At 72.7% G+C, this 26491-nt stretch carries 24 protein-coding genes; 11 read left to right on the top strand and 13 right to left on the bottom strand.

The genetic code is table 11. The features are described from left to right. Window positions 1-53 precede the first annotated feature (53 nt). From QCD66_RS19790 to QCD66_RS19765, 6 genes are all read left to right on the top strand, one after another. Entirely contained in the window at window positions 54-1316 is a 1263-nt protein-coding gene (locus QCD66_RS19790) for a glycosyltransferase (protein ID WP_375736725.1), read from the top strand. Next, a complete protein-coding gene (locus QCD66_RS19785) occupies window positions 1313-3112 on the top strand; it encodes a glycoside hydrolase family 15 protein (RefSeq protein WP_375736729.1) in 1800 nt (599 codons plus the stop codon). The genes QCD66_RS19790 and QCD66_RS19785 overlap by 4 nt, the downstream gene beginning before the upstream one ends. Before the next feature lie 136 nt (window positions 3113-3248). Next, window positions 3249-4562 carry a low temperature requirement protein A gene (locus QCD66_RS19780; RefSeq protein WP_364206510.1) on the top strand — a complete coding sequence of 438 codons (1314 nt, stop codon included), beginning with the start codon at window positions 3249-3251 and terminating at the stop codon, window positions 4560-4562. A 62-nt stretch (window positions 4563-4624) separates the two neighbouring features. Beyond that, a complete protein-coding gene (locus QCD66_RS19775) occupies window positions 4625-5767 on the top strand; it encodes a DUF5925 domain-containing protein (RefSeq protein ID WP_375736726.1) in 1143 nt (380 codons plus the stop codon). An 86-nt stretch (window positions 5768-5853) separates the two neighbouring features. Continuing rightward, entirely contained in the window at window positions 5854-6405 is a 552-nt protein-coding gene (locus QCD66_RS19770) for an RNA 2'-phosphotransferase (protein WP_375736727.1), read from the top strand. A 320-nt stretch (window positions 6406-6725) separates the two neighbouring features. Further along, a complete protein-coding gene (locus QCD66_RS19765; protein ID WP_375736728.1) occupies window positions 6726-7430 on the top strand; it encodes a carbonic anhydrase in 705 nt (234 codons plus the stop codon). A 167-nt stretch (window positions 7431-7597) separates the two neighbouring features. Here the strand turns inward: QCD66_RS19765 and QCD66_RS19760 are convergent, their stop codons facing one another. The 5 genes from QCD66_RS19760 to QCD66_RS19740 form a co-directional block, all read right to left on the bottom strand. Continuing rightward, window positions 7598-8410 (bottom strand): lysophospholipid acyltransferase family protein, encoded by an 813-nt coding sequence (locus QCD66_RS19760; RefSeq protein ID WP_407566718.1) that lies wholly within the window; start codon window positions 8408-8410, stop codon window positions 7598-7600. Beyond that, window positions 8407-9159 (bottom strand): GNAT family N-acyltransferase, encoded by a 753-nt coding sequence (locus QCD66_RS19755; protein ID WP_364206500.1) that lies wholly within the window; start codon window positions 9157-9159, stop codon window positions 8407-8409. Before QCD66_RS19755 ends, QCD66_RS19760 begins: the two co-directional genes overlap by 4 nt. Before the next feature lie 120 nt (window positions 9160-9279). Further along, complete coding sequence (locus QCD66_RS19750; protein WP_375736707.1) at window positions 9280-10635, bottom strand: DEAD/DEAH box helicase; 1356 nt, start codon at window positions 10633-10635, stop codon at window positions 9280-9282. A 147-nt stretch (window positions 10636-10782) separates the two neighbouring features. Continuing rightward, a complete protein-coding gene (locus tag QCD66_RS19745) occupies window positions 10783-11622 on the bottom strand; it encodes an SRPBCC family protein (RefSeq protein WP_364206496.1) in 840 nt (279 codons plus the stop codon). Then, window positions 11615-12172 carry a helix-turn-helix domain-containing protein gene (locus QCD66_RS19740; RefSeq protein ID WP_357537493.1) on the bottom strand — a complete coding sequence of 186 codons (558 nt, stop codon included), beginning with the start codon at window positions 12170-12172 and terminating at the stop codon, window positions 11615-11617. The genes QCD66_RS19745 and QCD66_RS19740 overlap by 8 nt, the downstream gene beginning before the upstream one ends. A 96-nt stretch (window positions 12173-12268) precedes the next feature. Here QCD66_RS19740 and QCD66_RS19735 point away from each other — a divergent pair, with 96 nt between their 5' ends. Beyond that, on the top strand, window positions 12269-13237 hold the full coding sequence (locus QCD66_RS19735; RefSeq protein WP_364206494.1) for an aldo/keto reductase: 969 nt from the start codon (window positions 12269-12271) through the stop codon (window positions 13235-13237). A gap of 79 nt (window positions 13238-13316) precedes the next feature. Here the strand turns inward: QCD66_RS19735 and QCD66_RS19730 are convergent, their stop codons facing one another. Beyond that, complete coding sequence (locus tag QCD66_RS19730; protein ID WP_375736706.1) at window positions 13317-15032, bottom strand: Hsp70 family protein; 1716 nt, start codon at window positions 15030-15032, stop codon at window positions 13317-13319. A gap of 134 nt (window positions 15033-15166) precedes the next feature. Between QCD66_RS19730 and QCD66_RS19725 the strand changes: the two genes are divergently transcribed. Together QCD66_RS19725 and QCD66_RS19720 are read left to right on the top strand one after the other, a co-directional pair. Continuing rightward, window positions 15167-15892, top strand: coding sequence for a DUF998 domain-containing protein (locus QCD66_RS19725; RefSeq protein WP_364206490.1), 726 nt, complete (start codon window positions 15167-15169; stop codon window positions 15890-15892). A 129-nt stretch (window positions 15893-16021) separates the two neighbouring features. Beyond that, window positions 16022-18244 (top strand): choice-of-anchor J domain-containing protein, encoded by a 2223-nt coding sequence (locus QCD66_RS19720; protein WP_375736705.1) that lies wholly within the window; start codon window positions 16022-16024, stop codon window positions 18242-18244. Between the two features lie 115 nt (window positions 18245-18359). Here the strand turns inward: QCD66_RS19720 and QCD66_RS19715 are convergent, their stop codons facing one another. Both QCD66_RS19715 and QCD66_RS19710 read right to left on the bottom strand, forming a co-directional pair. Continuing rightward, a complete protein-coding gene (locus QCD66_RS19715; RefSeq protein ID WP_364206486.1) occupies window positions 18360-18935 on the bottom strand; it encodes a hypothetical protein in 576 nt (191 codons plus the stop codon). Continuing rightward, the gene (locus tag QCD66_RS19710) at window positions 18932-19405 is read right to left on the bottom strand and encodes a hypothetical protein (protein WP_364206484.1); all 474 of its coding nucleotides are present in this window, start codon (window positions 19403-19405) and stop codon (window positions 18932-18934) included. The genes QCD66_RS19715 and QCD66_RS19710 overlap by 4 nt, the downstream gene beginning before the upstream one ends. A gap of 112 nt (window positions 19406-19517) precedes the next feature. Here QCD66_RS19710 and QCD66_RS19705 point away from each other — a divergent pair, with 112 nt between their 5' ends. Beyond that, entirely contained in the window at window positions 19518-20036 is a 519-nt protein-coding gene (locus tag QCD66_RS19705; protein WP_375736704.1) for a GNAT family N-acetyltransferase, read from the top strand. Between the two features lie 97 nt (window positions 20037-20133). On the opposite strand, the gene QCD66_RS19700 is transcribed toward QCD66_RS19705, so the two are convergent. Together QCD66_RS19700 and QCD66_RS19695 are read right to left on the bottom strand one after the other, a co-directional pair. Then, window positions 20134-21162, bottom strand: a complete 1029-nt coding sequence (locus QCD66_RS19700; protein WP_375736703.1) for an amidohydrolase family protein — start codon at window positions 21160-21162, stop codon at window positions 20134-20136. Beyond that, the gene (locus QCD66_RS19695; protein ID WP_375736709.1) at window positions 21159-22028 is read right to left on the bottom strand and encodes an ABC transporter permease; all 870 of its coding nucleotides are present in this window, start codon (window positions 22026-22028) and stop codon (window positions 21159-21161) included. The genes QCD66_RS19700 and QCD66_RS19695 overlap by 4 nt, the downstream gene beginning before the upstream one ends. 470 nt (window positions 22029-22498) lie before the next feature. On the opposite strand from QCD66_RS19695, the gene QCD66_RS19690 reads away from it, so the two are divergent. Next, window positions 22499-23743 (top strand): IS110 family transposase, encoded by a 1245-nt coding sequence (locus tag QCD66_RS19690; protein ID WP_407566717.1) that lies wholly within the window; start codon window positions 22499-22501, stop codon window positions 23741-23743. 11 nt (window positions 23744-23754) lie between these two features. Here the strand turns inward: QCD66_RS19690 and QCD66_RS19685 are convergent, their stop codons facing one another. The 3 genes from QCD66_RS19685 to QCD66_RS19675 are packed head-to-tail and all read right to left on the bottom strand — an operon-like array spanning window position 23755 to window position 26389. Next, window positions 23755-24555, bottom strand: a complete 801-nt coding sequence (locus QCD66_RS19685) for an ABC transporter ATP-binding protein (RefSeq protein WP_375735242.1) — start codon at window positions 24553-24555, stop codon at window positions 23755-23757. Continuing rightward, window positions 24552-25373: an ABC transporter permease subunit gene (locus QCD66_RS19680; protein ID WP_364206478.1), complete on the bottom strand. Its 822-nt coding sequence runs from the start codon at window positions 25371-25373 to the stop codon at window positions 24552-24554. Before QCD66_RS19680 ends, QCD66_RS19685 begins: the two co-directional genes overlap by 4 nt. Beyond that, a complete protein-coding gene (locus tag QCD66_RS19675; RefSeq protein ID WP_357537477.1) occupies window positions 25370-26389 on the bottom strand; it encodes an ABC transporter substrate-binding protein in 1020 nt (339 codons plus the stop codon). The genes QCD66_RS19680 and QCD66_RS19675 overlap by 4 nt, the downstream gene beginning before the upstream one ends. Window positions 26390-26491 lie beyond the last annotated feature (102 nt).

The raw sequence follows: 26491 nt of genomic DNA, 5'->3' as shown, positions 1-26491 counted from the left end.
GAGCACGCCCGACCGGGCATTCGCCGCCGACGCCGACTGGCCTAGGGGGCGCGATGGCGGGTAAGCGGATCATGGTCTTCACGATCCCGAACGACGGGCATCTCAACATCCTCAAGCGGATGATCCGCGCCTACCGGGCCGAGCACACCTTCCGGCTGGTGCTGGTCGACCGGCAGACCACCGCACCCGACCTCGGCGACCTGGCCGGGCTCACCGACACCCTCGACGGCTCCCGCCACTTCCTCAACACGCCCGCGCCGGACGTCCTGCACCGGGTCTGTGAACTGCTCGACGAGAGCCTCGCGATCACCCGCGACTTCGATCCCGACCTGGTCGTGCACGACTTCTGCGCGCTGGAGGGCCACTTCGCCGCCCGGCTGGCCGGGGTGCCGTACTGGGCCTCCGTACCCGGGCTGATCGGGCCGATGACCGACCGCCGGTACCTCACCGAATGCCTGTCGTCGGGCACCAACCGCGCCGCGCTGGACACCCTGCGGCAGAGGTACGGCCTCACCGTCGCCCCCGGCGACGTCGAACTCGTCTCCAACAGCCTGCACATCCCGGCACCGACGAACCTGCTGTGGTCGTACCCGGCGGTGACGCCCGCCGACTTCCGCCACCACCGCCGGCCGGCCCACTACCGGTTCGCCGGCTACCTCTCCGACGGCCACCGGCGCCCGGCCCGGCCCGCCGGGCGGCCGCTGGTCTACCTGTCGTTCGGCACCGAGGTGATGGACAACCTGTGGCACGCCGATCCGACCACCCGCGACGGTGTACGCCGCTGCGTCGCCGGCCTCGCCGCCCGCTGGACCCGCGACGTCGACGTCGTCTTCGTCACCCGCGGCCGGCCGGTGCTGCCCACGTATCCGGCGAACTGGGCCGTGCACGACCGGGTCGACCAGCAGCGGATCCTCAGCCGGGCCGACGTCTTCGTCACCCACGGCGGCAGCAACAGCTTCCACGAGGCGCTGCTCGCCCGGGTGCCGGTCGTCGTCGTACCGTTCTTCGGCGACCAGCCGCTGGTCGCCCGGCGCGCCGCCGAACTCGGCGTCGGCATCGCCCTCGACGGCGGCGCCACCGTCGAACGCGGCGCCGCCGCCCGGTTCCTGCACCCCGACCTGCCGGTGCTGATCGCCGCCGCCGTCGACCGGATCCGCGCCGACGGCACGTACCGCCGCAACCTGCGCGACCTGTGCACGTCGGTCACGCCCGCGCTGGCCGGCGTCGACCGGCTGCACCCCACCGGACCGGTCCGGGGCACGGTGCCGCCGGGTGCCGCGTCCCCGGTCCCGGCCGGACCCGGCGGTACGTGGTGACCGCCGGCCCGCCGGAGATCAGCGACTACGGCCTGCTGTCCGACTGCCACAGTGCCGCCCTGGTCAGCTCGCACGGCTCCGTCGACTGGTGGGGCCCGCCCCGCTTCGACTCGCCCGCCGTCTTCGGCCGCCTGCTCGACCCGGACGCCGGGCACTGGTCGATCGCCCCGGTCGACGCGCACACCGTGACCCGGGACTACGTCGGCGACTCCCTGGTGCTGCGGACCGTGCTGCGGACCGCCACCGGCGCGGTCGCGGTCACCGACGCGCTCGCGCTGCACCCCGGCAGCCGGGGCCACGAGATCGGCTTCGACGCCCCGCACACCCTGCTGCGCACCGTCGCGGGCCTCGACGGCACCGTCACGGTCGCCGTCGAAGTCGCCCCCCGCCTCGAGTACGGCCTGACCGAGCCCCGGTGGTACCGCGACGGCCGGACCTGGATGGCGCGGGCCGGACCGGTCGGGCTGCGGCTGACCGACGACTCCGAGCTGACGGCCACCGGCGGCACCCTCGCCGGCCGCTACCCGGTCGCCGCCGGCCAGCGGGTCAGGTTCCGGCTGGCCTACGAGCCGACGTACGAGCCGGTCGACCGCGGCGGTCCGGAGCCGTCGGTGCACGACACCCTGGAGGCGTGGTACTCCTGGGCCGCCCTGCACCGCGGCTACCAGGGCCGCTACCTGCCCCAGGTACGCCGTAGCGCCCTGGTGCTGCAGGGCCTGACCTTCCAGCGCAGCGGCGCGGTGGTCGCCGCCGCCACCACGTCGTTGCCCGAGCAGATCGGCGCCGACCTCAACTGGGACTACCGCTTCGCCTGGCTGCGCGACGTCAGCCTGACCATGCAGGCGCTGTGGGTCGCCGCCTGCCCGGACGAGGCCGGCCGCTTCTTCGACTGGATCGCCGACGCGTTCGGCCCGCTCGGCGGCGCACCACTGCAGATCATGTTCGGCGTCACCGGCGAACGCGACCTGACCGAACACGAACTCGACCACCTCGCCGGCCACCGGGCCAGCCGCCCGGTCCGGGTCGGCAACGACGCGTGGAAGCAACGCCAGCTCGACGTCCTCGGCGAGGTCCTGTTCGCCGCCGAACTGCTGCGCGAGCGGATCGGCGAGCTGAGCGACGCCACCCGCGAACTGCTCGTCTCCCTCGCCGACCAGGCGGCGGACAGCTGGCGGCTGCCCGACTCGGGGATGTGGGAGTCCCGCGAGCACCCCCGGCACTACACCTCGTCGAAGGTGATGTGCTGGGTGGCCCTCGACCGGGCCGTACGGCTCGCCGGCGCGCTCGGCGTACCCGGCCGGGCCGCCGGCTGGGCCACCGCCCGCGACGAGATCCGCGCGGCCGTGCTGCGACGCGCCTGGTGCGAGCGGATCGGGGCGTACGCCGGCGCCTTCGACTCCGACCGCCTCGACGCCTCGGTGCTGCTGCTGCCGCTGGTCGGGTTCCTGCCCGCCGACGATCCGCGGATGCTCGCCACCATCGAGGCGGTCCGCGACCGGCTCGCCGACGGCCCGTTGGTGCGCCGCTGGTACGGCGACTCCGCCGCGTTCGTCGCCTGTGGCTTCTGGCTCGTCGAGTGCCTGGCCCTGGCCGGTCGGGTGGACGAGGCCGGCGTGCTCTTCGACGACCTGCTGGGCCACGGCAACGACCTCGGCCTGTTCGCCGAGGAGATCGATCCGGCCACCGGACGGCAGCTCGGCAACCATCCGCAGGCGTTCTCGCACGTCGGCCTGATCAATGCCGCCTGGCGCCTGACCGGGGCGTCGGCTGCCGGCGGCGCACCCCGGCCGGCTTGATCGTCTGCGGCTCAGACACCCGACACGCCGTGAGTGCCGCGCCTGAACCGCAGACGATCACGCGGTCGGCTCGGCCCGCGTTCCCGGGTTGGCGGTTGCCGCCCGGCGAGGTTGGCCGGCTGCAAGACTCGACCTGGTGAGCACCGAAGGCGAGTTCCGCTGGTCGCGGTGGATCCGGCTCGGCGCGCCGGGATCGCGGGTCACCCGCCTCGAACTGTTCTTCGACCTGGTCTACGTGTTCGCGTTCCTCAACGTGACCCAGCTGACCGGCGAGGAACTGGGCCTGCTCGGGTTGCTGCGCGCCCTGCTGGTGCTCGCGCTGCTGTGGTGGTGTTGGACGAGCATGGCGGCACTGGGCAACCTGATCCGGGCCGACCAGGGGATCGTCCCGGTGATCGTGTTCATCAACATGGCCGCCGTGTTCGTGCTGGCGCTCACCATCTCGGAGGCGTTCGTCGACCAGCCGGGCGGGCTGCACGGGCCGCTGCTCTTCGCCGCCTGCTACTTCATCGTCCGGGCCATGCAGGTCGCCATCGTGTGGGGCGTGAACCGGGTGACGCCCGGGCCACGGCACGGAGTACTGCTGTTCGCCGCGCCGATCCTGATCAGCGCGACGCTGATCGGGATCGCCGGGTTCGTGCCGGCCCGGCTCTTCGCGGGCGATGCCGAGTACGCCGTGCGCCTCAGCCTGTGGCTGGCCGCGCTCGCCGTCGAGTACGGCTTCGGAACGAAGATCTACACCAGCCGGTGGACGCTCACCTCGGCCGGGCACTGGGCCGAGCGGCACGCGCTGATCGTGTTGGTGGCGCTGGGCGAGTCGATCATCTCGCTGGGCGTCGGCGCCAACCTCATCGGCAGCGCGCCGGTCTCGTGGCAGGCGGTCGCGGCGGCGGTGTTCGGCATCGCCGTGATCGCGGCGCTGTGGTGGGCGTACTTCGACGAACCGGCGCTCGCCATCGAGCAGGTGCTGCACGGCACCCGAGAACGCCGCGCCCGGATGAGGCTGGTCCGCGACGCGTACACGTTCCTGCACCTGCCGATGATCATCGGGATCATCCTGTTCGCCCTCGGCCTCAAGAAGTACCTGACCGACATCACGGCGGACACCTCGACCGGCTGGCAGCACCGGATCGGCGGCATCGAACTCGACGTCCTGTACGGCGGCGTCCTGCTGTATCTGACGGCCCTGGTCGCGATGGCGTGGCGGGTGCTGCCCGGGTTCCGGCCGAGCCTGATCCTGCCGTTCGTGGGGATCCTGCTGCTCATCACGGTGGTGCTGCGTCCCCCGGCGCTGATCGCGCTCGGCATCCTGGCGGCGGGCAGCGTCACGGTCGCGGTGACCCAGATCCGGCACCGGGAGCGGCACCGGTCCAGAATCCGGGAAACCGCGCTGAACGAACAACTGGCCAGCGAGGCCGACCAGAGCGAGTGGCGCCGCAAGCACCTGTGACCGGCCCGCGCCGGCGGGAAAAGCGGTATCCCGCAACACCTTCCGGCCGCGATCATGTCCGGGTGCGTATCCCACGGCAGATCCCGCTCGAAGTCGGCGCTCCCGGCCCCGCGCCGGAGTCGCTGCTGCCCGTCGTCCTCACCGTGGACGACTCCGATTCCCCGCGCGACGTCATCGACGCGCTCGGGCTGACCGCGTTCGTCGCCGGCCACCAGCCGTACGCGACGTCGAAGAGCCTGAACAACGTCCGCGACGACGCGACGCTGCTGCCGCCCGACGTACGGGTGCTACGGGACAGCCGCAGCGACACCGAGCACGCCCGGCTCGCCGCCGGGGACGGCTGGACGCTGCGCGCGGTGCACTGGCCGCGTGGCAGGACCGCCCACGTCGCGGTCACCGCGACCACCGCCGAGCTGGGCGACGAGATCCTCGCCCGGGCGACCGACGGCATGACGGAGCCGCCGCCACCGGTCGAGGAGGCCGTGACGATGGGCTTCTGGTACGCGTCGTCGAACGGCCCGCAGCGCAACCCGCGCTCGATCAGCGTGGGCTCGTGGGCGGACATCCGGGGCAACTACGCCGCCCCGGCCCGGGCCGAGTTCGACCGGCTCGTCAAGGTCGACCGTGACTCGGTACACGGCCGGCTGGTGCTGCTGCACGGCCCGCCGGGCACCGGCAAGACCACGGTCCTGCGGGCGTTGGCCCGCGAGTGGCGGGACTGGTGCCAGTTCGACTGCGTGCTCGACCCGGAGGCGCTGTTCAACAGCCCGGCCTACCTGATGGAGGTCGCGCTCAACGGGGGCCGCGAGTGCTCGTGCCCCGACCGCAAGCACGACAAGTGGCGGCTGCTGCTGCTCGAGGACTGCGACGAGCTGATCCGCGGCGAGGCGAAGCAGACCACCGGGCAGGCGCTGTCCCGGCTGCTCAACCTCACCGACGGCCTGCTCGGCCAGGGCCGCAAGGTGCTGGTGGCGATCACCACCAACGAGGATCTGGCCCGGCTGCACCCGGCCGTCGTACGACCGGGGCGCTGCCTGGCCCGGATCGAGGTGCCGGCGCTGTCGCCCGCCGAGGCGCAGACCTGGCTGGGTACGTCGGCCGGCGTGCCGGCGGCCGGCGCGACGCTGGCCGAGCTGTACGCGCTGCGGGACGGCTACCAGGTGGCGGTGGAGCCGGAGCCGCTGCCCAGCGGCCAGTACCTGTGACCGGGTCCGGGGCGCCTGCCCCGGACCCGGCATCCGGCCCGGAAAACCCCTGGAACCCGGCGACCCCGGCGCCCACACTCATCGGCGTGGATCACGAACGGATCGTCAGTCTGAGCAAGCGGATGTCGCGGTTGTTGCGGCACGCCCCGGAGCGGGTCGGGCTGACCCTCGACGCGGCCGGCTGGGTGCCGGTCGCCGAGTTCCTGGCCGCGACCCGGATCGGGCGCGACGAACTCGACCTGGTGGTGGCCGGCAACGACAAGCGCCGGTTCGCGGTGGAGCGTGGCCCCGACGGGGTGGAGCGGATCCGGGCCAACCAGGGGCATTCGGTCCCGGTGCAACTGGGCCTCGCCCCGGTGGTGCCACCGGAGCGGCTCTTCCACGGCACCGGCGCCGCCGCGCTGGAGTCGATCCGGGCGACCGGCCTGGACCGGGGTGGCCGGCACCACGTGCACCTTTCCGCCGACCGGGCCACCGCCCACCGGGTCGGCGCCCGCCGGCGCGGCGCCGTCGTGGTCCTCACCGTCGATTCGGCGGCGATGCACCGGGCCGGCCATGAGTTCTTTCGCAGCGCGAACGGCGTCTGGCTGACCGACGCCGTACCACCATCCTATCTGGACGTGCTTGGCGCGGGCTGACGTCGCGACCTCCTCGGGCGGTGTGGTGGCGCCACGCCGATGATCCGGATGAGCCGGTCTGCTGGATGTCAACTGTGAGCCTGCTGTAAAACTTCTGACAGAGTCGCCTTGGTCGAGGTCAGCCCGGTGATGGCCGGCCGTGTGGGGTGAAACGGGGTTCCGCCGTCGACCGGCGGTGGGCACGATCGATCCGACCGAAGGCGACGCCCCGCACACAGCCGGCGACCGTCGCCCGGAGCGGACCGGAAACCTGCCGGCTCCACCCACAGCCCCACCGAGCCGGACGCCGGCTCGCCATCGCTTTGCCGAGAGGACACGCCTTGTCACGAGAGACCCTCCGCCGCAGGACGTTGCTGACCGCCGGCGGCCTCACCGCCGGCGCGATCGCCGTCGCCGGTGTCGGCGCCCCGACCGCCGCGTCCGCCGGCGGCCCGGCACCGTCGACCCCGGCCGCCGCTGTCGCCCACCTGCTGGCCGGCAACCGGCGCTTCACCCGCGGCCACGCCCGGCACCCGCACCAGTCCGTCGCCTACCTGCGCCAGCTCGCCAACGGCCAGGACCCGTTCGCGATCACGCTCGGCTGCGCCGACTCGCGGGTCTCCCCGGAGATCCTGTTCGACCAGGGGCTCGGCGACCTGTTCGACAACCGGGTGGCCGGCAACATCGTCGACGACCTGCTGCTGGGCAGCATCGAGTTCGCGGTCGAGGAGTTCGCGCCGCCGCTGATCATGGTGCTCGGCCACGAGCGGTGCGGCGCCATCACCGCCACGATCGAGGCCATCGAGCACGGCGGTCACGCACCCGGCCACATCGGCACCATCGTCGACGCGCTGCGGCCGATCGTCGAGCCGCTGGTCGGCGGCCCCGGCGACGTCGTCGACCGGGCGGTCAAGGCCAACGTGCGCGCCCAGGTCCGGGCGCTGCTCGACCGCAGCGAGATCATCCGGGAGAAGGTGCGGCACGGCCAGCTGGCCGTCGTCGGCGCCCGCTACGACCTCGACAACGGTCACGTCACTCTCGTCTGAACGGCCGGTGGCGCCGCCCGGGCGGCGCCACCATGCCGGCCGGCATCCCGCCGGCAGGCTGCCGGCACTCCGCCGGCAGGACCAGGCCCGGCCGGAGCCGACCCGACCCGGCCGGGCCACGCGCGGCACCACCGGCCGCCCCGCACGGCCGGCCGCCGCCGCCCGGGTCAGGCGGCCAGCACCCAGTGGTCGTCGGCGCGTACGGCGGCCTCGGCGATCCGGGCCAGCCGGCGCCGGGTGGCGGCGTCACCCGGGTGCAGGGCGGCCCGCGCGGTGGCGGTGACGGTCAGGTCCGGCGCGGCCAGCACCCGCCGTACCGAGGCCCACAGCGTGTCGTCGCCGAGGAACGCGGCCACCGTCGTCGCCGTACCCGACGACCGCCGGTAGGCGAGGGTGACCGGGACGACCGGCGCGCCGGTGTCGACCGCGGCCTGGAACATCGCCGGCCGGAACCGTCCGGCCTTCCGACCGCACCAGGTGGTCCCCTCGGGGAAGACGGCCACGACGGCGTCGCCGGCCAGCGCCGAGCGCACGGCGGCGACGGTCGCCGGCAGCGTCCGCGGCCGTTCCCGGTCGACGAAGATCGTGCCGCCGGCGTCGACCAGGGCACCGATGACCGGCCAGTCGCGTACCTCCCGCTTGGCCGTCATCCGGGCCGGCGCGACGGCCAGCACCACCAGCGCGTCCAGCCACGACACGTGGTTGGCGACCAGCAGGGCGCGGCGCTGCGGCAGCCGGCCCCGCACGACGAGGCGTACGCCGGCCGCCCGCAGCAGCGCGCGGGCCCAGCCCCGGGCGACCGCGTGTCGGCGGTGTCCCGGCAGCATGGGCAGCAGCAGTGGCAGCGGAAGGCCGGCGAGCAGCACGGCGACCAGCGCCGCGAGGCGCGCGGCGAGCCGTACCGTCCCGACCCGGGGCGCGCCGGCGGGCGGCAGGCACTCCGGACCGCAGGGCGACGACGGCCGCCAGAGCGGGTTCACCCCTGCCCGCCGAGGAAGTGCCGCAGGTAACGCGGGTGCATCCGGTCGGTCGACAGCAGCACGTAGAAGTCGGCGACGTCGAAGTCCGGGTCGTGGGCGGGCGGGCCGCACACCCACGCCCCGAGGCGCAGGTAGCCGCGCAGCAGCGGCGGGATCGCGGCCCGGTCCCCGTCCGAGGTCGCGACGCCGGCCGGCAACGGCCGGCGGGGGCGTACCCGCAGCAGGGGCGGGGACAGGTGTTTCGCGGCGACCCGGGTCCAGACCGCCGCGGCGGTCGCCCCACCGTCGGCGAGCGGCACCGAGGCGCAGCCGCCGAGCCAGCGTCGCCCGCTCAGGTGCAGGTAGCGGGCGATTCCGGCCCACATCAGGTTGATCACCGCACCGGACCGGTGGTCCGGGTGCACGCACGAGCGCCCGGTCTCCACCAGTACGTCGGCGAGCGGTGCCAGCGACGACAGGTCGAACTCGGTGTCGCCGTACCGGCGGGTGGTTCGGCCGGGCGGCAGCATCCGGTAGGTGCCGACGACGGCGCCGGTGGTGTCGTCGCGGACCAGGAGGTGGTCGCAGTGCTCGTCGAACTCATCGACGTCGAGCCCGGCGACGGGGGACCGCAGGGTGGCGCCGAGTTCGCCGGCGAAGACCTCGTGGCGTAGCCGCTGCGCGGCGGCCACCTGCGCCGAGTCGTCGGCGATCAGCAGCGTGTACCCGCCGGTCCCGGCGGTTGCCGGGCTGGTCAGGAGCAGTTCCATGCAAGATGTGTACGGCCGCTCCCCGGCGACCGTGTGTCGCCGGGGAGCTGCATGGGTGTCGATTCAGTGAACGGCGCACGCCGGACGCGCGCACCGCCCGGTGGAGCGGATCGCAGCAGGTCAGCGCCCGCGGCGACGCCGGCCGGGAGCCGATCCGGCGGTGGGTTGCGGCTTCGGGACGACCGGTACGCCCGAGGGGGTGCGGGCACCGGTTATCCGGGCGAGTTCGGCGTCGCCGGGGCGTACCCGCAAGGACTGGGCGGCGATCCCGGCGGCGGCGAGCAGCCGGGTGGTGTCCCGGTGCTGGTCGGGCAGGACCAGGGTGACGACGGTGCCGGACCGTCCCGCCCGGGCGGTCCGGCCTCCCCGGTGCAGGTAGTCCTTGGCGTCGCCGGGCGGGTCGACGTTGACGACCAGGTCCAGGTCGTCGATGTGGATGCCGCGGGCTGCCAGGTCGGTGGCGATCAGGGCGTTGATCGTCCCGGTGCGGAACTGCTCGAGGGCACGGGCGCGCTGTGGCTGTGACTTGCCGCCGTGCAACGCCGCGGCGGGTACGCCGCTCGCGAGCAGTTGCCGGGCCAGCCGGTCGGCCCGGTGCTTGGTCCCGACGAACATGATCACTCGCCCCTCGCGGGCGCCGATCTGCGCGGTCGTCGAGGTCTTGTCGGCGGCCTCGATGTGCAGCAGGTGGTGGTCCATCCGGGGCACCACAGCGGCCGGCAGGTCGACGGAGTGCCGGGCCGGGGTGGTCAGGAAACGGCGGACGAGCTTGTCGACGTCGCCGTCGAGGGTGGCCGAGAAGAGCATCCGTTGCCCGGCCCGGTCGGTGCGGGCGAGCAGTTTGCTGACCTGTGGCAGGAACCCCATGTCGGCCATCTGGTCGGCCTCGTCCAGGACGCTGACCGTGATCTTGTCGAGGAGACAGTCACCGCGTTCGACGAGATCGTTCAGTCGACCCGGGGTGGCGATGACGACCTCCGCGCCCCGCCGCAGCGCCTCGGCCTGCCGGTTGAGTGACAGTCCGCCCACGACGGTGCAGGTGCGCAGCTTGACGGCCCGGGCGTACGGTTCCAGCGCGGTGGTGACCTGCGCGGCGAGTTCGCGGGTGGGCACCAGCACCAGCGCGATCGGCTGGCGTGGCTGGGACCGCTGCCCGGCCAGCCGGGTCAGCAGCGCCAGCCCGAAGGCCAGGGTCTTGCCGGAGCCGGTGCGGGCCCGGCCGAGGACGTCGTGTCCGGCGACGGCGTCGGGCAGCGCCGCGGCCTGGATCGGCGACGGCACGCCCAGCCCCTGTCCGGCCAGTGTGGCCAGCAACGCCGGGTGCAGCGGCAGGTCGCCGAACGAGGTGGCCGGTGGGGCGGTCGGGGCCGGGGAGGGCGGGGTGGCACCCGGTGTCTGCCGGTTGGCCTCCGGCGGCTGTCGATCAGCGGCGGGTGAACGCCGACGGTTATTACGGGCACGCGTAGGCGTGGTCAATACCAGAACCTTCCGTTGTTGGAACGCCACCGGAAGGCCCCGGTCTGCTCGGGGGTCACAGGAACGAACCGTCGGCGGTGGCGGGTCGGCCCGCCACCGCCGACGGTACACGGCCTGCCCGGCCGCCCCGTCATACGCCGCGGGAGGTCAGGCCGCCAGCCAGACCGGCTGCCAGTTCGGCAGCTCGTGGTAGCGGCGCAGTTCGGCCAGGCCGGACAGGGTGCCGGCCCAACCCGCGTACGGCGGCCGCCCGGTGTCGAACCCGCTCTGCACCAGGGTCAGCCGGGTCCGGCCGGCGGAGCCCTCCAGTTCCCAGGTGTTCACCCCGGCCGGGCCCCAGTCGACGGTCAGCCGGCGGCCGGGCGTGAGGTCGACGATCTTCGCCGGGTTGGGGTTGTCGTCGAAGCCGCCCATGGCGTACCGGCCGCCGACGTGCGGCTCGATCTCGATCGGGTAGCCGAACCAGCTGCTGGCCGCCGCCGAGTCGGTCAACGACTCGAAGATCTTCTCTGCCGGCGCGTCGATCTCGACCTCGGCGCGGAGTTCGGCGGAGGTGAAGTCGACCCGCGGGGTGAGCGGCCGGCCCTCGAGGTGGTCGATCAGGTTGGCGACGGACAGCGCCCAGAAGGTGTTCAGGACGCCGCGGATGCTCTTGCCGGTGATCACGTCGGAGAAGTCGAAGTGGGTCTGCGAGAGGGTGATCAGGGTCGAGTCGGCGGACTCCGCGGTCAGGTCGATCGCGAGGGTGGTCTCCTCGCCGTCGAGCACCCAGGCCAGCCGCAGGCTGTGGTCGTCGACGTGCAGCAGCCGCTGGTGCGGTGCGTCGCCCTCGGGGGTGTGGCGGCCCCAGAACTCGTAGCGGTGCGGCAGTTCGACCTCGGCGTGCTCGGCGAACCAGGTGCGCAGCGCCCCGGCGTCGGTCAGTGCGGTGTGGACGGCGGCGAGCGGGGCGGCGACCCGGGCGCGCAGGGTCATCGGCTCAGTCACGGTCTTCTCCCTTGGGATAGCAGGCGACGGCGAGTTTGAACGCGTCGCCTTCGGCTCCGCCGTAGCGGGTGAACAGGTCCTGCAGCGCGGACTGCAGGTCGTTGAGGAACTGTTGGCGCTGTTCGGGTGGCACCCGGATCTCGCCGGACAACCCGACCGACGGCAGTTCGGGCGCCGTGCGGTCGAGGCCGGCGATGTCGGCCTGGACCTCCTCCATCAGGTCCAGCAGGTAGCCGAGGCTGAACTCGTCCTGCACGCGGCGCAGGCCGAGCCGGCCGACCAGGCGCGGGGACAGCCAGTAGGTCCGCGCGCTTGCCTGGTAGATCCCCTCGTGGATGCCCCGGACCTTGCGTTCGGCGACCTGGTCGACCAGTCCGGCGTCGACCAGGCGTTTGACGTGGTAGTAGACCCGCTGCGGGGTCTGGCCCAGCCGGGCCGCGACTTCGCCGCAGGTGCCGGGTTCGGCCAGTTCCCGCAGCACCTCGATGCGCTGCGGCTTGAGCAGGGTCTCGGCCTGCTCGATCTGCTCCAGGTACAGGACGTCTCTCATGGCAAAATCAGTTTGTATGTAAAACCAAATTTTGTCAATCGGTTCGTCGCGGCCGGACCGGGGGCGTCGCGGCCCGGAGCCGGGTACCGTCCGGACATGCGCTTCGCTGAACTCGACACCGCCCGACCCATGTCCAAGATCGGTCTCGGGACCTGGCAGTTCGGTTCCCGGGAGTGGGGCTACGGCCCCGAATACGAGCAGATCGCGCGGGTGATCGTCCGCCGGGCGCTCGACCTCGGCATCACCCTCTTCGACACCGCCGAGGTCTACGGCTTCGGGCGCAGCGAACGCATCCTCGGCGCCGCCCTGGGCGACGAGCGGCCCCGGGCCGTGGTCGCCACCAAGCTCCTCCCGGTGCTGCCGCTACCGCCGATCGTGCAGCAGCGGGCCGTCGCCTCCGCGGCCCGGCTCGGCGTGCGGACCATCGACCTCTACCAGGTGCACCAGCCGAACCCGCTGGTCAGCGACCGGACCATCATGCGGGGGATGCGGACGCTGCAGGGCGTCGGGCTCGTCGGCGAGGTCGGCGTCAGCAACTACGACCTGCGCCGCTGGCGGATCGCCGAGGCGGCGCTGGGTGGCCGGGTGCTGTCGAACCAGGTCCAGTACAGCATCGTCGCCCGCGCCGCCGAGGACGACCTGATCCCGTACGCGGAGAAGGCCGGCCGGATCGTGATCGCCTACAGCCCGCTGGCGCAGGGCTTCGTCTCCGGTCGGTACGACAGCGCCAACCCGCCGCCGGGCGCGATCCGCCGGGCCAACCCGCTGTTCCTGCCGGAGAACCTGGAGCGTGGCCGGGGGCTGCTCGACACGCTGCGGGCGGTCGCCGACGCGCACGACGCCACTCCGAGCCAGATCGCGCTGGCCTACCTGATCCGGCACCCCAACGTGGTGGCCATCCCCGGCGCGTCCTCTGTGGAACAGGTGGAGGCCAACGCCGCCGCCGCCGACATCGAACTGCGCGACGACGAGTACGCCGCCCTCGCCACCGCCGCCCGCGCGTTCCGTCCGGTGACCGGGCTCGCCGCCGTACCGGACCTGGTCCGCGCCCGGCTGCGCCGCTGACCGCCTCTGCCGGAGTCAGCCGCTGGCTGTCCCTGCCGGAGCCAGCGGCCGCTGGGCCGTTGGCCGCCGCCGGCCGGAGTCAGCGGCGGCGGGGGAGCGGGAGCCCGCGCAGCAGCGTCCGCAGGTCGGCCGCGATCAGCACCAGGAGCAGGAGCAGGGCCAGCCAGAATCCGATCCCGACACCGACGTAGTCGGACGCGTCGCGGTTGGCCGGCACCGTACCCAGGGCGTCGACCCGCGCGGTGAGCTGGCGCAGCACCAGCAACTCGCCGGCGACGAGCAGGACGGCGGCGGCGACGCAGAGCCGGCCCGGCAGGTCGGGCCGTGGCCGGCGGCCCGGTGACGGGCCGGGCTGCCCCGCCGGCCGGGCCCGGAGGCGGAGCGTGACGACGAGCGCCCCGATCACCGCCAGCGCGGCGGCGAGCAGTGGTAGCTGCGGCGGAAGCCGGTCCGGCCGCCGGTCCGCCGGTGCGGCGAGATGGCCGTCCGACACCTCCGGAGCCGTGCCGGTGACCAGGGTGCCGCCCCGGTAGGTGGTGGTCCCGCCGGCCTCGGCGCGACCGTAGCCGCCCGGCAGCCCGCACGAGACGGTGGCGAACGGCAGCCCGAAGCAGAGCACGACGGCGGCCAGCAGCACCGGGCGGGCCCACCCGTGCCGCGCGCGTACCGCCGGCGCCGGTGGTGCCGGCGGTGGCGGTGCCGGCGCTGGTGGTGCGGGAACCCGGTCCGTCGGGGGTGCGGTCGGCGGCTCGCCCGTGGGCGGCGCAGGCATCCGGTCCGCGGGCCGGGGCGGTACGGCGACCAGCGCGCCCTCGACGACCGCGGTCTCCGGCCGTTCGACGGTGGTCGGGGCGATGCCGAGCCGGCTGTGCAGCACGTGGGCCGCCAGCGGGATCCGGCTGCCGCCACCGACGAGGAACACCCCGGCGAGCCGCTCCGGCGCCACCCCCGACGCCGTCACCACCCGTTCGGTGAGCGCGCCGACCCCGGCCAGGACCGGGGCGGCGACCGTTTCCAGTTCGTCGCGGGTCAGGTGGGTCGCCGCCGGCCGGCCGGGCAGCCGCAGCGGGGTGTGGCTGGTGCGCGACAGGCTCTCCTTGGCCGCCCGGACCTCCTGCCACAGCGGTACCCGGTCGCCGGCGTCGGCCGGGACCGGCCCGCCGACCAGGTGTGTGACGAGGGCGGCGTCGATGTCTGCGCCGCCGAGGTCGGCCCCGGCCCGGGCGACGACCTCGAGGTCGTCGCCGCGCCGCACCACCGCGACATCGGTGGTGCCGCCGCCGATGTCGACGATCGCGAGCGCCGTGCCGGCCGGGTGCGGTCCCAGCCGGGCGGCGAAGTACGCCGCGGCGGCGACCGCCTCGCCGACCAGGCGCACCGGGCCGAGCCCGGCCCGGTCGGCCGCCTCGGCGAGCACCCGGCGGCGGGCCGCTCCCCACCCGTCCGGGCAGGTCAGCACGGTGTCGATCCGGCGGTTGGGCAGGCCCGCCTCGGCGCGTACCCGGGCCAGGACCGCCGCGAGCGCGTCGCGGACGTCGACCTGGTGCGCGCCGAGCAGGAGCATCCCGTCGTCGATCCGCCGTTTCGGGTGCGGCTCGAACCCCGCCGGGTCGACCCGGCCGAACCGCTCGGCGTCGCGGCCGGTCAGCAGGTCGGTGCCGGTGCGGGCGAAAACCGCCGACGGCAGCAGTTCCGACCCGTCGAAGAGCAGGGGCCGGGGCGCGGCACCGGCACCGTCGAGCACGGCGACGGTGTTCGACGAGCCGAGGTCGATCGCCAGCCGGTACGCCCCCACGGCCGCCGAGCCTACGGCAGCCCCGCCACCGCGTCCCGGTACGCCGGCCATGACCATCGGCACTTCCGGCCGGCTCGCGCCCGGCGCAGGCTGGGCCGTACGCCGGAAACGCCGGCCCGTGACGAGGAGCCCGAATGCGCCGCTACAGTCCGACGGAACTGCTGCTGGTGGCGGGAATCGCGGGCCCGGTGCTGTTCGTCGTGGTGTCCACCGTCGACGGAGCGACCCGGACCGGCTACGACCCCGCCTACCACCCGATCAGCGCCCTGAGCCTCGGCGACCGGGGCTGGCTGCAGATCACCAACTTCATCGTGTCCGGCCTGCTCGTGACGGCCTTCGCGGTAGGTCTCCGGCGCCACTGGCGGCCCGGCCCCGGCGCCCGGTGGGGGCCGGCCCTCGTGGGCACGTTCGGGATCGGCCTGGTGCTGTCCGGGGTCTTCGTGATGGACCCGATGCGCGGCTATCCGCCGGGTGCCGTGACCGGTGACCCGGCCACGTTCAGTTGGCACCACACCCTGCACGACCTCTTCGGCATGGTGGTGTTCCTCAGCCTGCCGCTCGCCTGCTTCGTCGCGGCGCGCCGGTTCGCCGCGCGGCCGGGCCGTCGGGGCCGGGCCGGATACAGCGTGCTGTCCGGGGTGGCCGGTCTGGTGCTCATGGGTTTCTTCGGCACGGCGTGGGAGACCGACGACGCGCTCACCGGCGTCGTGCAGCGGGTGATGATCGTGGTCGATTGGCTCTGGCTCGTGCTCCTGGCGTCGTGGCTGGTGGCCGACGCGCGCCGCGCGCGGGACGCGGACCCGGACGTGTTGCGGGCGGCGGACCAGGGGCGCGAGGGGTCCAAAACAGATCGAGGCTAACCCGATTGCAGTAGGTACACCTGGCGCGCGCACACGGTACGGTGACTCCGGTCCCGTCGATCGACGCCGGTGAGCTGGGCTCCGCGCGCCCGTCGATGGGCGATGGCACACCCCCAAAAAGGAGGTTTCATGGCACGTAGCCGTATTGCTGGGGCAGCCGCCACAGTAATGGTTCTGCCGTTCCTGACCGTCGTGGCCGCGACGGCGCCGGCCGCGGCGGCACCCCCCGCCGCGCCGAAGACGAACCTGCCGAGCGACACCCGCTCGTTCGTCCCCAAGGCCGAGACGGTCGACGGCAAGGCGATCGAGGTGCCGCGGGAATACCAGCCGAAGTCCAGCGCGCGCAACCGGGCGCAGACCCAGGCCGCTGGCACCCCGGCGGTCGGTACGGTCCGGCAGTGGGTCGCCCTCGACGACGTCCAGGGTGGCGCCTACCGCAAGGACTACACCCTGCGCGGTGTCGGCGACAAGATCGAGGTCTGGGTCGCCAACGACCTCGCGTTCCTGCCCGGCGACTGCCGTCTGCAGATCCCGTCGTCCACCGAGGTCACCGACGCGCAGGTCGCGCGGCTGATCGACGAGTTCGACAACAACATGTACCCGAAGGAGACCGCCGCCTTCAGCACCCCGCCGGACCGGGACGGCAGCAACGCCGTTCTCGGCCCCGACGCGAACGGCAACGGCGGCGACTACACCGGTGACGGCGACAAGACCGTCGCGCTGATCGACAACGTCCGGGACGACAACTTCTACGACTTCCCGGCCGCGTCGTCCTACATCGCCGGCTTCCACTGGTCGTACTTCAACGAGCTGCTCGACCGCAACGTCATGACCATCGACGCGTACGACTGGGCGCACCGCACCGGTGACAACCCGCCGAACGAGCCGACCGACGACGTGTGCACCAGCCGGCCGGCCCGTCCGAACCTCTACGAGGGCACGTTCGCGCACGAGTGGCAGCACCTGCTCCACTACTACACGGACCCCTTCGAGGGCATCATGATCAACGAGGGGCTGTCGGACTTCGCGCAGACCCTCACCGGCTACACCGACGCCACCAAGACCGTGTTCGACCTGGGTGGTGACGGTCACCTCTACTGCTACCAGGGCTTCGGCACGGTCCAGACGCCGAACAACACCAACCCGCGCGACTGCGGCGGCCCGGAGAACTCCCTCAACCTGTGGAACGAGGGCAGCAACCCGAGCGCCGTGCTCGCCGACTACGGCAACGTCTACCAGTTCATGCTGTTCCTGTACGACCGGTACGGCACGGAGTTCATCTCGCGGCTGCACCAGGACGGCGACCTGCAGGGCCTGGCCAGCGTCGAGGCGGCCCTGGCCGCCGAGGGCGAGAACGACCTCTACAAGGTCATCCACGACTACCAGACGATGACCCTGGTCGACAAGATCATCGGCGACTCGCGCTTCGGGCTGTCGCTCGGTGTGCCGAAGGGCCGGGTCACCTCGCCCAGCCTGCGCTCGACGGTCAACCTGGCCAACCCGGCGGCGAACATCACCCCGGGCGCGGCTCCGAACGGCGCGGACTTCGTGCCGCTCCAGAAGGCCAACGGTCAGGTCCTGCGCGGCCGTGACCTGCGGTCGGTGAAGTTCAACGGCTCGCCGTCGCTGCCGGCGGTCCCGCTGGCCTGGACCCTGGTCGACAACGACCCGGACCGGCCGGGCAACTCGGTGCTGTGGTCCGGCAACGGCAACAGCCTCGACGTCGGCGCGATCGCCTCGGTGGCCGTCCCGACGACCGACCCGACGCTGCGCTTCCTCGCCAAGTACGGCGCGGAGGCGGGCTACGACTACGGTTACGTGGTCGTGTCCACCGACGGTGGCGCCACCTACACGGCCATCGCCGGTGACAAGACCATCGACGGCCCGCTCGGCCCGTCGCTGAACGGCACCACGAACGGGTTCGAACCGCACTCGTTCGACCTGTCCGCGTACGCCGGTCAGACGATCCTGGTCGGGTTCCGCTACGTCAGCGACGGCGGCGTCAACGAGGGCGGTCTGCTCGTCGACGACGTCACGGTCGGTGGCACGACGGTCAGCGACGGCTCCAGCCTCGCCGCGTTCGACTCGCCGAGCGAGATCCGGCCGACCGACGTCCACAACTGGAACGTGCGGCTGATCGGCATCAACGAGCAGCTCAACCTCACCTGGCAGTTCGAGTTCGACGGCAAGGACAACTTCTCCGTCGGCTGGGCCCAGCTGCTGCTGCTCAGCGCGTTCCCGAAGGTCGTCGCGATCGTCGCGTACGACGAGCCGACCGAGCAGGTCACCCAGTACGCGCCGTACCAGCTCACGGTGAACGGCGTCGTGCAGCCGGGGGGCCAGGCTTTCTGAGCCTGACCCGCTGACAAGGTTGCGGGCACCCGTCGTCGCTTGCGGCGGCGGGTGCCCGTAGTCCTTTCCGGAGGACGGACCCGCGATACCCGTCAGCGGCGCGCCCGCCGGCCCGCTAGCGACGGAGTGCGGCGAACCGCGCCGGCCCGGTGTGCCGGACCGCTGTCGTGGCCAGGCCGACCGTCACCAGGTCCTCGGCGAGCGCGGCCAGGGTCGGATGACCGCGCCGGCTCGCGTACGCCCGAAAGCGGACCCCCACCATGCTGGCGGCGACGACCCCGGCACAGGCGAGCAGGACCGGCAGTAGCGGCCGGGTGCCGTCACGCCGGGCGAGCGCGGTGGCGGCCACGGCACCGGTGGCGAGCCGCCCGGCCAGCGGGGCCGGGGCGAGTCGACTCGGCGTCCGGGGACTCTTGTCGGCGGCGAGTTCACCGGCGGCGGCGAGGGTGGCCAGGATCCGCAGCGGTCTGGCGACCGGGGGTCGGGCGCTGAGCGTGATGCCGGCCAGCCCGGTCATGCTGCGCCCGCCGGTCGCCGCGCCCAGCACCACCGCCCGCCACGCCGTCCCCGCCCCGGCCCGGTGGCCGTTGCGGCGCCGGTGGCCGTCGCGGCGGAGATGGCCGCCGGAAATGTGCCGGCCGTGGGTGCGGATCCGGCGGGCCGGTCCGGCCACCGGTCGGGTGCGTCTCACCGCCGGCTCCGCCGGTCCGTGGCGGCGAGCACGGCGCTGGTGACGGCGCCGTACGCCAGGTGCGGGATGATGTCGCTCAGCCACGAGCCGGCCGACCAGGTGCGCGGGTCACTGACCTTGAGCCCGGCCATCGGTACGTCGCTGGCGGCCATCGCGGCCAGCCCGATGACCACCGACGCGAGCAGCGGGTGCGGGCGGAACCCGACGGCGCGCAGGGCACCGAAGGCGGCACCGACCGCGACGCCGGTCCCGATGCCGGACAGGGCGCCGAGGCCGGTGAGCCGGTTCTGCCGGGTGTCGCCGTCGCCGGGGACGTCGACCTTCAGCCGTCCGGTGATGGCTTCGACCGTCCGCTGCGGGGTGCTGCTCGCGGGGCGGCCGCGTTGGGCCATGTCGAGGTAGGTGACGGCGTCGAGGGCCGTGGTGCCGGCGGCACCGGCGGCCGCGCCGGAGAGGAGTCCTGACCACATGCTCTCTGGCTTCCCCGGCGTGACCGGGGCAAACGACCACCGGGTACGGGCGGGTCGCCGACGGGCCGAAAACCGGTGGGCCGGTCCGGGCCGGTGCGCCGAGAATGGCGCGGTGCGTATCCGGACGGTCGGCGTGGACGAGTTGGAGATCCTGCGGGACATCGAGCGGGTGGCCGGCGCCTGCTTCCGCGAGGTCGGGATGCCGGAGATCGCCGACGACGAGCCACCGCCGGTGGCGGTCCTGGCGGCCTACCGGCGGGCCGGCCGGGCCCGGGTGGCGGTCGACCCGGCCGACCGGCCGGTGGCATACCTGCTCACCGATCCGCTCGACGACAACGTCCATGTCGAGCAGGTGTCGGTGCGTCCCGACCACGCGCGGCGCGGGATCGGCCGCGCGCTGCTGGAGGACGTGGCGCGGCGGGCGGCGGCCGACGGGGTGCCGGCGCTGACCCTGACCACGTTCGCCGAGGTGCCCTGGAACGCGCCGTACTACCTGCGGTGCGGGTTCCGGGTGCTGGACGAGGAGCGGTGGACGCCGGGACTGCGGGAGATCCGGCGGCGGGAGGCCGGCCACGGGCTGGACCGGTGGCCGCGGGTGTGCATGCGCCGGGAGCTGGTGAACCACCGCTGACCGGGGCGGCCGCCGGAAATGGCCTCGCGATCTTGCACTTGCGGCCCGTTGAAGGCGGACGGGGTGGACAAGCGCAAGATCGCGAGGGGTCGGTGGGTCAGCCCGCGGCGGGGGCCGGCAGCGGCAGCCGCATCAGCCGCAGCACGTTCCCGTGGTAGATCCGGTCCCGGTCCTCCTCGGTCAGCCCCAGCGCGTCGATGACCTTGATCGTCTCCCGGATGTACATCGGGCCGCCCTCCGGGTCGAAGGGGCAGTCGGTGCCGAAGAGGACCCGTTCGGCGCCGAAGAAGTCCAGCCCGCACCGGGTGCCGATCAACGACCCGGACAACGCCGTGTCGGCGTAGAACCGGCGGAAGTAGTCGACCGGCCGCAGCGGCATCCGCTCCCGGAGCGCGGCGTAACCCCCGGGTGTACGGCTGCCGAGCTGGTCGCTCCAGCCGAGCCCGACCCGCCCCTCCAGGAACGGGATCATCGCCCCCATGTGGTGCGTGATGATCTTCAGGTCGGGGTTCTCGACCATGATGCCGGAGAAGACCAGCCGGGCCATCGCCGCACTCGTCTCGTACGGCCAGCCCAGCGCCCACCAGATCTCGAACCGCGACGAGTCCTCGCTGGCGTAGTCGGCGGTGCCGGCGCCGCGGGTCGGGTGCATCCAGATCGGCAGGTCGCGGCGGGCCATCTCGGTGAAGATCGGCCGCAGCGGCGGATCGTCCAGCGGCCGGCCGTTGACGTTGGTGAAGACCTGTACGCCCCGGGCGCCGAGCTGATCGATGGCGAAGGCGAGTTCGTCCAGCGCGGCGTCCGGGTTGTTCATCGGCAGCGAGGCGACGAACGCGGGGAACCGGTCCGGATAGCGGTCGCACAGCTCCCGCATCGACTCGTTGGCCAGTCGGGCCAGCGCGGGGGAGTCGGCCGGCCCGGCGAGCAGTTCGATCGGCGGCGACGAGAGGGTGAGGATCTGCTGGTAGTCGGCGCCGAACTCGTCCATCATCCGCAGCCGGGCCTCGACGTCGTGCAGGGCCGGCAGTTCCAGCCAGCGGCGCAGCGCGCCGGCGTCGACGACGAGTTCGCGCATCCGCTCGAAGTAGCGGGCCGGCAGGATGTGGCTGTAGGCGTCGAGTTTCACGGGGTTCCTCCGGAGGTCTTGCGGGGCCGCCCCCCGGCCGGTGCCGGCCGGCGGGACGTGGTGGCAGGCCGCGACGTGGTCGGCAGCCAGCGGGTGAGCCGGCGGTCGACGGCCTGCACCAGGGCGACCGCGCCGAGCGCGACGGCGATGATGACCAGCAGGATGGCGAGCACCCCGGCGCCGTCGAAGCGGCCGCCGGCCTGGGTGACGATCCGGCCGAGGCCGATGACGGAGATGAACATCTCGCCGTTGATCATGCCGACGACGGCCCGGCCGACGCCGAGCCGGACCCCGGCCATGATCAGCGGGGCGGCGGCGGGCAGCATGATCTGCAACAGCACCTGGCGCTCGCTCGCTCCGTAGGAGCGGGCCATCTCGACCAGGTGGCCGGGAACCGTCTGGATCGCCGACGCGGTGTTGATGATCATGATGAACGCGGAGTACATCACCACGACCCCGACGATCGACCCGCGGCCGTCACCCAGCAGCGAGAAGAAGATCGGCGCGAAGACCAGCGACGGCGCGGTCAGCAGCGCGTAGACGTAGACGCCGAGCGCCGCCTCGACCTTGCGGTAGCGGCCCATCGCCACCCCGACGACCAGCCCCAGCGCCAGCGAGATCCCGAAGCCGAGGGCGAGGTTGGTCAGGCTGGCCCCGAGACTGCTGACGATCATCCCGCTGCCGACCATGTCCGCCAGCCGGGCGACCACGGCGCTCAGCGGCGGCAGGAACGGCTGGTCGACGATCCGCCCGGCGATCTCCCAGACGACCGCACCGACGGCCAGGCTGATCACCCCGGCCGGCAGCCGCCGCGGCGACAGCAGCCCGGGCGCCCCGGCCGAGGTCAGTTGCCGCCCACCCACCATCGTGCTCACGCCGTCACCTCGCTTCGCTCGGCGCCGTCGTGTCCGGCACTGAGCCTGATGGTTCGCTCGCTGCGCTCGCTCACGCTGTCACCTCGCTTCGCTCGGCGCCGTCGTGTCCGGCACTGAGCCTGATGGTTCGCTCGCTGCGCTCGCTCACGCTGTCACCTCGCTTCGCTCGGCGCCGTCGTGTCCGGTACTGAACCTGATGGTTCGCTCGCTGCGCTCGCTCATTGGTGCACCCTTGTCTCACTCGAGCTGATGTTGGTTCGAGTGCACCGGTGACCGTCGGGCCATCGCCCAGCTCGCTCGACCTTCGAGGTCCAGCGTGAGTTCTGCGAGGCCCGGCGGCCCGGGACACCCCGACTGGCAACAGGGCTATGCGCCATCGAGCGCCGCTCAATGAGCGACCGGCAGTGGTGTCCCGAAACCACCAGGTGCTTCCCCACTGGTAGCGCAGCGGAGAGGCAACCATGAGTGTGACCGACACCGCCGCGCCGGCGCGAGGGAACTCGGCCGGGGTGGACTGGGCCAAGGACGACTACGCGGTCTGCGTGGTCGACGCCGACGGTGAGCCGTTGGAGCGGCTGACGCTGAAATACACCAAGACTGGCCTGAGACGGCTGATCGACCTGCTCGACCGGCATCGGGTGGACGCGGTCGGCATCGAACGCCCGGACGGGCCGATCGTAGATGCGTTGCTGGCCGCAGACACGACCGTGTACGTGATCCCACCCTCGCAGGTCAAAGCACTGCGCCGACGTTACGGCTCGGCCGGGAACAAGGACGACCGGTTCGACGCCCATGTCCTGGCCGACACGGTACGCACCGACCGACGCCGGCTGACCCCGCTCGTGCTGGACAGCGAGACAACCACCGGGCTGCGTAAGCTGTGCCGCGCTCGCAAAGACCTGGTCGCCCACCGCATCGCGGTCGCCAACCAGCTGCGCGCTCACCTGACCACAGCGCTGCCGGCCACCGTCCAGCTGTTCAACGAGATCGACTCGTCGATCAGCCGGCAGTTCCTGACCCGGTTCACCACCCAGGACGCCCTGGACTGGCTGTCGCCCAAGCGCCTGGCCGCCTGGCTGAAGAGCGTGAGCTACTGCGGCCGCGCCCACCCAGCCGTGCTGCACGCCCGCACCAACGCCGCGCCTCGCGGCGCCACCGGTGACCACGGACAGACCCTGGCCGGCATCACCCGCGCCTACCTCGCCACCCTGGCCGCCATCGTGCCCCAGATCGACACCCTCAACCAGCAGATCACCGCTGCCCTCGACCTGCACCCCGACCGGGACATCTTCACCAGCCTGCCCCGCTCCGGCACCGTCCGCGCCGCCCGGCTGCTCGCCGAGATCGGCGACGCCCGCGGCCGGTTCCCCACCCCAGCGTCCCTGGCCTGCCTCGCCGGCGTCGCACCCTCGACCCGCGAATCCGGCAAAGTCCGCATCGTGGCCTTCCGCTGGGCCGTGGACAAACAACTGCGCGACGCCGTCTGCGACTTCGCCGGCGACAGCCGCCACGCCAACCCCTGGGCAGCCAACCTCTACACCCAAGCCCGCGCCCGCGGCCACGACCACCCCCACGCGGTCCGCATCCTGGCCCGCGCCTGGCTGGACATCATCTGGAAGTGCTGGACCACCAACACCCCCTACGACCCGGACCGCCACCGAGCCCTCCAACACCTGCTCACACAAGATCATCAAGTGGCGGCTTGACACAGGGCAACTCACGCCGTCACCCCGGCGCGGACGTCGCGGTGCTCCTCGTGCATGTCCCGCAGCCGGTCCCACAGGTACGCGGTGATCTGCACGTACTCGGGGGAGCGGCCGACCGCGCCGATGTCGTGCGAGCGGGGGCGGGCCATCGGCACCGGCACGATCTCGGCGATCCGGCCCGGCCGGGCACTCATCAACACCACCCGGTCGCCGAGCAGCACCGCCTCCTCCATGCTGTGCGTGATGAAGACGACGGTGAGCTGCTGGCCCTCCCAGATGCCGAGCAGTTCCTCCTGCAACAGCCGCCGGGTCTGCTCGTCGACGGCACCGAACGGCTCGTCCATCAGCAGGACCTTGGGGCATACGGCGAGGGCCCGGGCGATGCCGACCCGCTGCTGCATGCCGCCGGACAGTTCGCCGGGCCGCTTGGTCTCGAAGCCGGACAGCCCGACAGTCTTGATCAGCGTACGGGCCCGCTCCTCGCGTTCGGCCTTGCCGACGCCGCGCATCCGCATCCCGAACGCGACGTTGTCGAGAACCGTGGCCCAGGGCATCAGCGCGAAGTTCTGGAACACCATGCTGCGGTCCGGGCCGGGGCCGCGCACCGGCTGCCCGTCGATGACGATGTCGCCGCTGTCCCAACCGATCAGCCCGGCGATCGCCTTGAGCAGGGTGGTCTTGCCGCACCCGCTCGGACCGAGCACGGTGAGGAACTCGTTCTCGTTGACGGTGAGGTTGACGTCGTCCAGGGCGTTGACCGTGCTGCCGTCCTGGCCGACGAAACTCTTGTGCAGGCCGCTGATTTCGATCATCGGGGGTCCTTCGCGGAGTTGGTCCTGGCCCACGGGGTGAGCTTGCGCTCGCACCACCGGGCGACGGAGATGAGCAGCAGCGCCTCGGCCAGGATGATCACGATCGTGCCGTAGAGCAGCGGGGCCATGAACAGCCCGCGGTATTCGAGGATCAGGCCGCCGAGGGCGACCGAGACCATGAGCAGTTCGACGATGACCATGCCGGTGACGGCGCGGCCGAGGCCGAGCCGGATTCCGGTCATGATGGCGGGCAGGGCGCCGGGGAGCAGGATCTCCCGCCAGATCTGGCGCTCGGAGGCGCCGAACGAGCGGGCCATCTCGATCAGCCCGGGGTCGACGCCGCGCACCCCGGTCCGGCTGTTGACGATCACCATCACGATCGAGAAGACGGTGACCAGGATGACCCGCGAGGTCAGCCCGAAGCCGACCGACATCACCAGCAGCGGGATGATCGCCGCCATCGGGGTGACCAGCAGGATGTTGAGGTAGACGTCGCTGAACCGCTCCAGGGTCGGGAACCGGCCGAGCACGATCCCGACCGGTACGCCGACCACGACCGCGATCCCGAAGCCGATCGCCAGCGCCTGGTTGCTGACGTACAGCGCGTGCCACAGTTCGGGGTCGCCGAGCAGTTCGAAGGTGGCGGCGACGGTCTCGCCGAAGGTGGGGATCAGCAGTCCGCCCCACTGTCGCGCGTAGACCTCCCAGACGACGGCGAACACGACGAAGGTCAGGATCTGGTACGGCCGGTCGGAGTCGGCGATCCGGCGCAGGAGCCCCCGCCGGCGTGGCGGCAGCGGGCCGGCGAGGGTGCTCACGAGGTCGCCTTGACGAACGACAGGTCGGCGGCGTCGGCGGCGGTCATGCCGTCCTTGAGTACGCCGGCCCGGACGAAGAAGTCGATGGTGCCCTGCACGTTGGTGTCGGTCAGCGCCGCCGCGTCGAAGAGCCCGCCGTCGACGTAGCGCTGCGCGATCTGGGCGACGTTCGGGTCCTTGGTGTCCGGAAGGTGTTTGGTGACCAGGTCGACCAGGTACTGCGGGTTCTCGTTGATCTTGCGGTGTTCGGCGACCAGGGCGTCGACGAAGAGCTGGGTCACCTCGCGGTGGTCGCCGATGAAGTCCGCGTTGGCGTAGACGGTCTGCGGGTGCAGGTCGGGCAGGCTGGTGGCGAAGTCGGCGATCCGGGTGAAGCCGGTCTTGCCCGATGCCTCCAGGGTCACCGCGTCGGTGATCTCCAGCGGTGTCGCGTCGATCTCGCCGGCGAGCAGCGCCTGTGCGCGTACGTCGGAACCGCCGATGGTCAGGTAGCGCGGTTCCTTGCCGGCGGCGCAGGTGCCGCGTACCCAGTCCTTCGCCATGGCGGTGGCGACCGCGCCCTCGCTGAAGATGCCGAACGGCCGGCCGGCCAGGTCGTCGCAGGTGTTGACGCCGGTCGTGCCGTAGACGGCCCACTGGTTGCCGACCACGTCGGCGATGATCCGGATCGGGGCCCCCTGCTGGATGGCGATCAGGGCCGGGCTGGTCGCCTCGGCGGAGAACGCGTAGTCGCCCTTGGCCAGGCCCTCGATGGCCAGCTCCGGTTCGGCGAGTTCGACGACCTTGACCTGGTGCCCCTCCTGCCGTACGGCGTCGAGCGCGGCCAGGATCGGGACGGTGGTGATGTCGGGCTCGATCAGGGCGACCGAGAAGGTCAGCGTGCCGTCGGCGTTGGTGGTGGCGCCACCGCCACCACCGCAGGCGGCGACGGCGGCGGTCAGCAGGGCGGCGGTGACCGCGGCCAGGGTGCGGCGGGTGGCCCGGGCGGTTCGTGTCGAGAGGCTTCGGTGGCTCATGGGGGTGCCTGCTCTTCCTCTGGTCACTCAACGTGAGTGGAAAGCGTTTGCCGTTTCCGCATGCTAGTGGCCCACCTAACACCGCCGTCAAGAGTCTGACAT

This window comes from Polymorphospora sp. A560 (assembly GCF_045781765.1).
GTDB classification, from domain to species: Bacteria; Actinomycetota; Actinomycetes; order Mycobacteriales; family Micromonosporaceae; genus Polymorphospora; species Polymorphospora lycopeni.
This window is presented reverse-complemented; position numbering and strand designations above follow the sequence as displayed.

Excerpts from the sequence above, each read along its gene's own strand:
- QCD66_RS19790 (WP_375736725.1), top strand. The coding sequence starts at position 54 with ATGGCGGGTAAGCGGATCATGGTCTTCACGATCCCGAACGACGGGCAT.
- QCD66_RS19755 (WP_364206500.1), bottom strand. The coding sequence starts at position 9,159 with ATGGAACTGCTCCTGACCAGCCCGGCAACCGCCGGGACCGGCGGGTAC.
- QCD66_RS19740 (WP_357537493.1), bottom strand. The coding sequence starts at position 12,172 with ATGAGAGACGTCCTGTACCTGGAGCAGATCGAGCAGGCCGAGACCCTG.
- QCD66_RS19735 (WP_364206494.1), top strand. The coding sequence starts at position 12,269 with ATGCGCTTCGCTGAACTCGACACCGCCCGACCCATGTCCAAGATCGGT.
- QCD66_RS19725 (WP_364206490.1), top strand. The coding sequence starts at position 15,167 with ATGCGCCGCTACAGTCCGACGGAACTGCTGCTGGTGGCGGGAATCGCG.
- QCD66_RS19720 (WP_375736705.1), top strand. The coding sequence starts at position 16,022 with ATGGCACGTAGCCGTATTGCTGGGGCAGCCGCCACAGTAATGGTTCTG.
- QCD66_RS19710 (WP_364206484.1), bottom strand. The coding sequence starts at position 19,405 with ATGTGGTCAGGACTCCTCTCCGGCGCGGCCGCCGGTGCCGCCGGCACC.
- QCD66_RS19695 (WP_375736709.1), bottom strand. The coding sequence starts at position 22,028 with ATGGTGGGTGGGCGGCAACTGACCTCGGCCGGGGCGCCCGGGCTGCTG.
- QCD66_RS19690 (WP_407566717.1), top strand. The coding sequence starts at position 22,499 with ATGAGTGTGACCGACACCGCCGCGCCGGCGCGAGGGAACTCGGCCGGG.
- QCD66_RS19685 (WP_375735242.1), bottom strand. The coding sequence starts at position 24,555 with ATGATCGAAATCAGCGGCCTGCACAAGAGTTTCGTCGGCCAGGACGGC.
- QCD66_RS19675 (WP_357537477.1), bottom strand. The coding sequence starts at position 26,389 with ATGAGCCACCGAAGCCTCTCGACACGAACCGCCCGGGCCACCCGCCGC.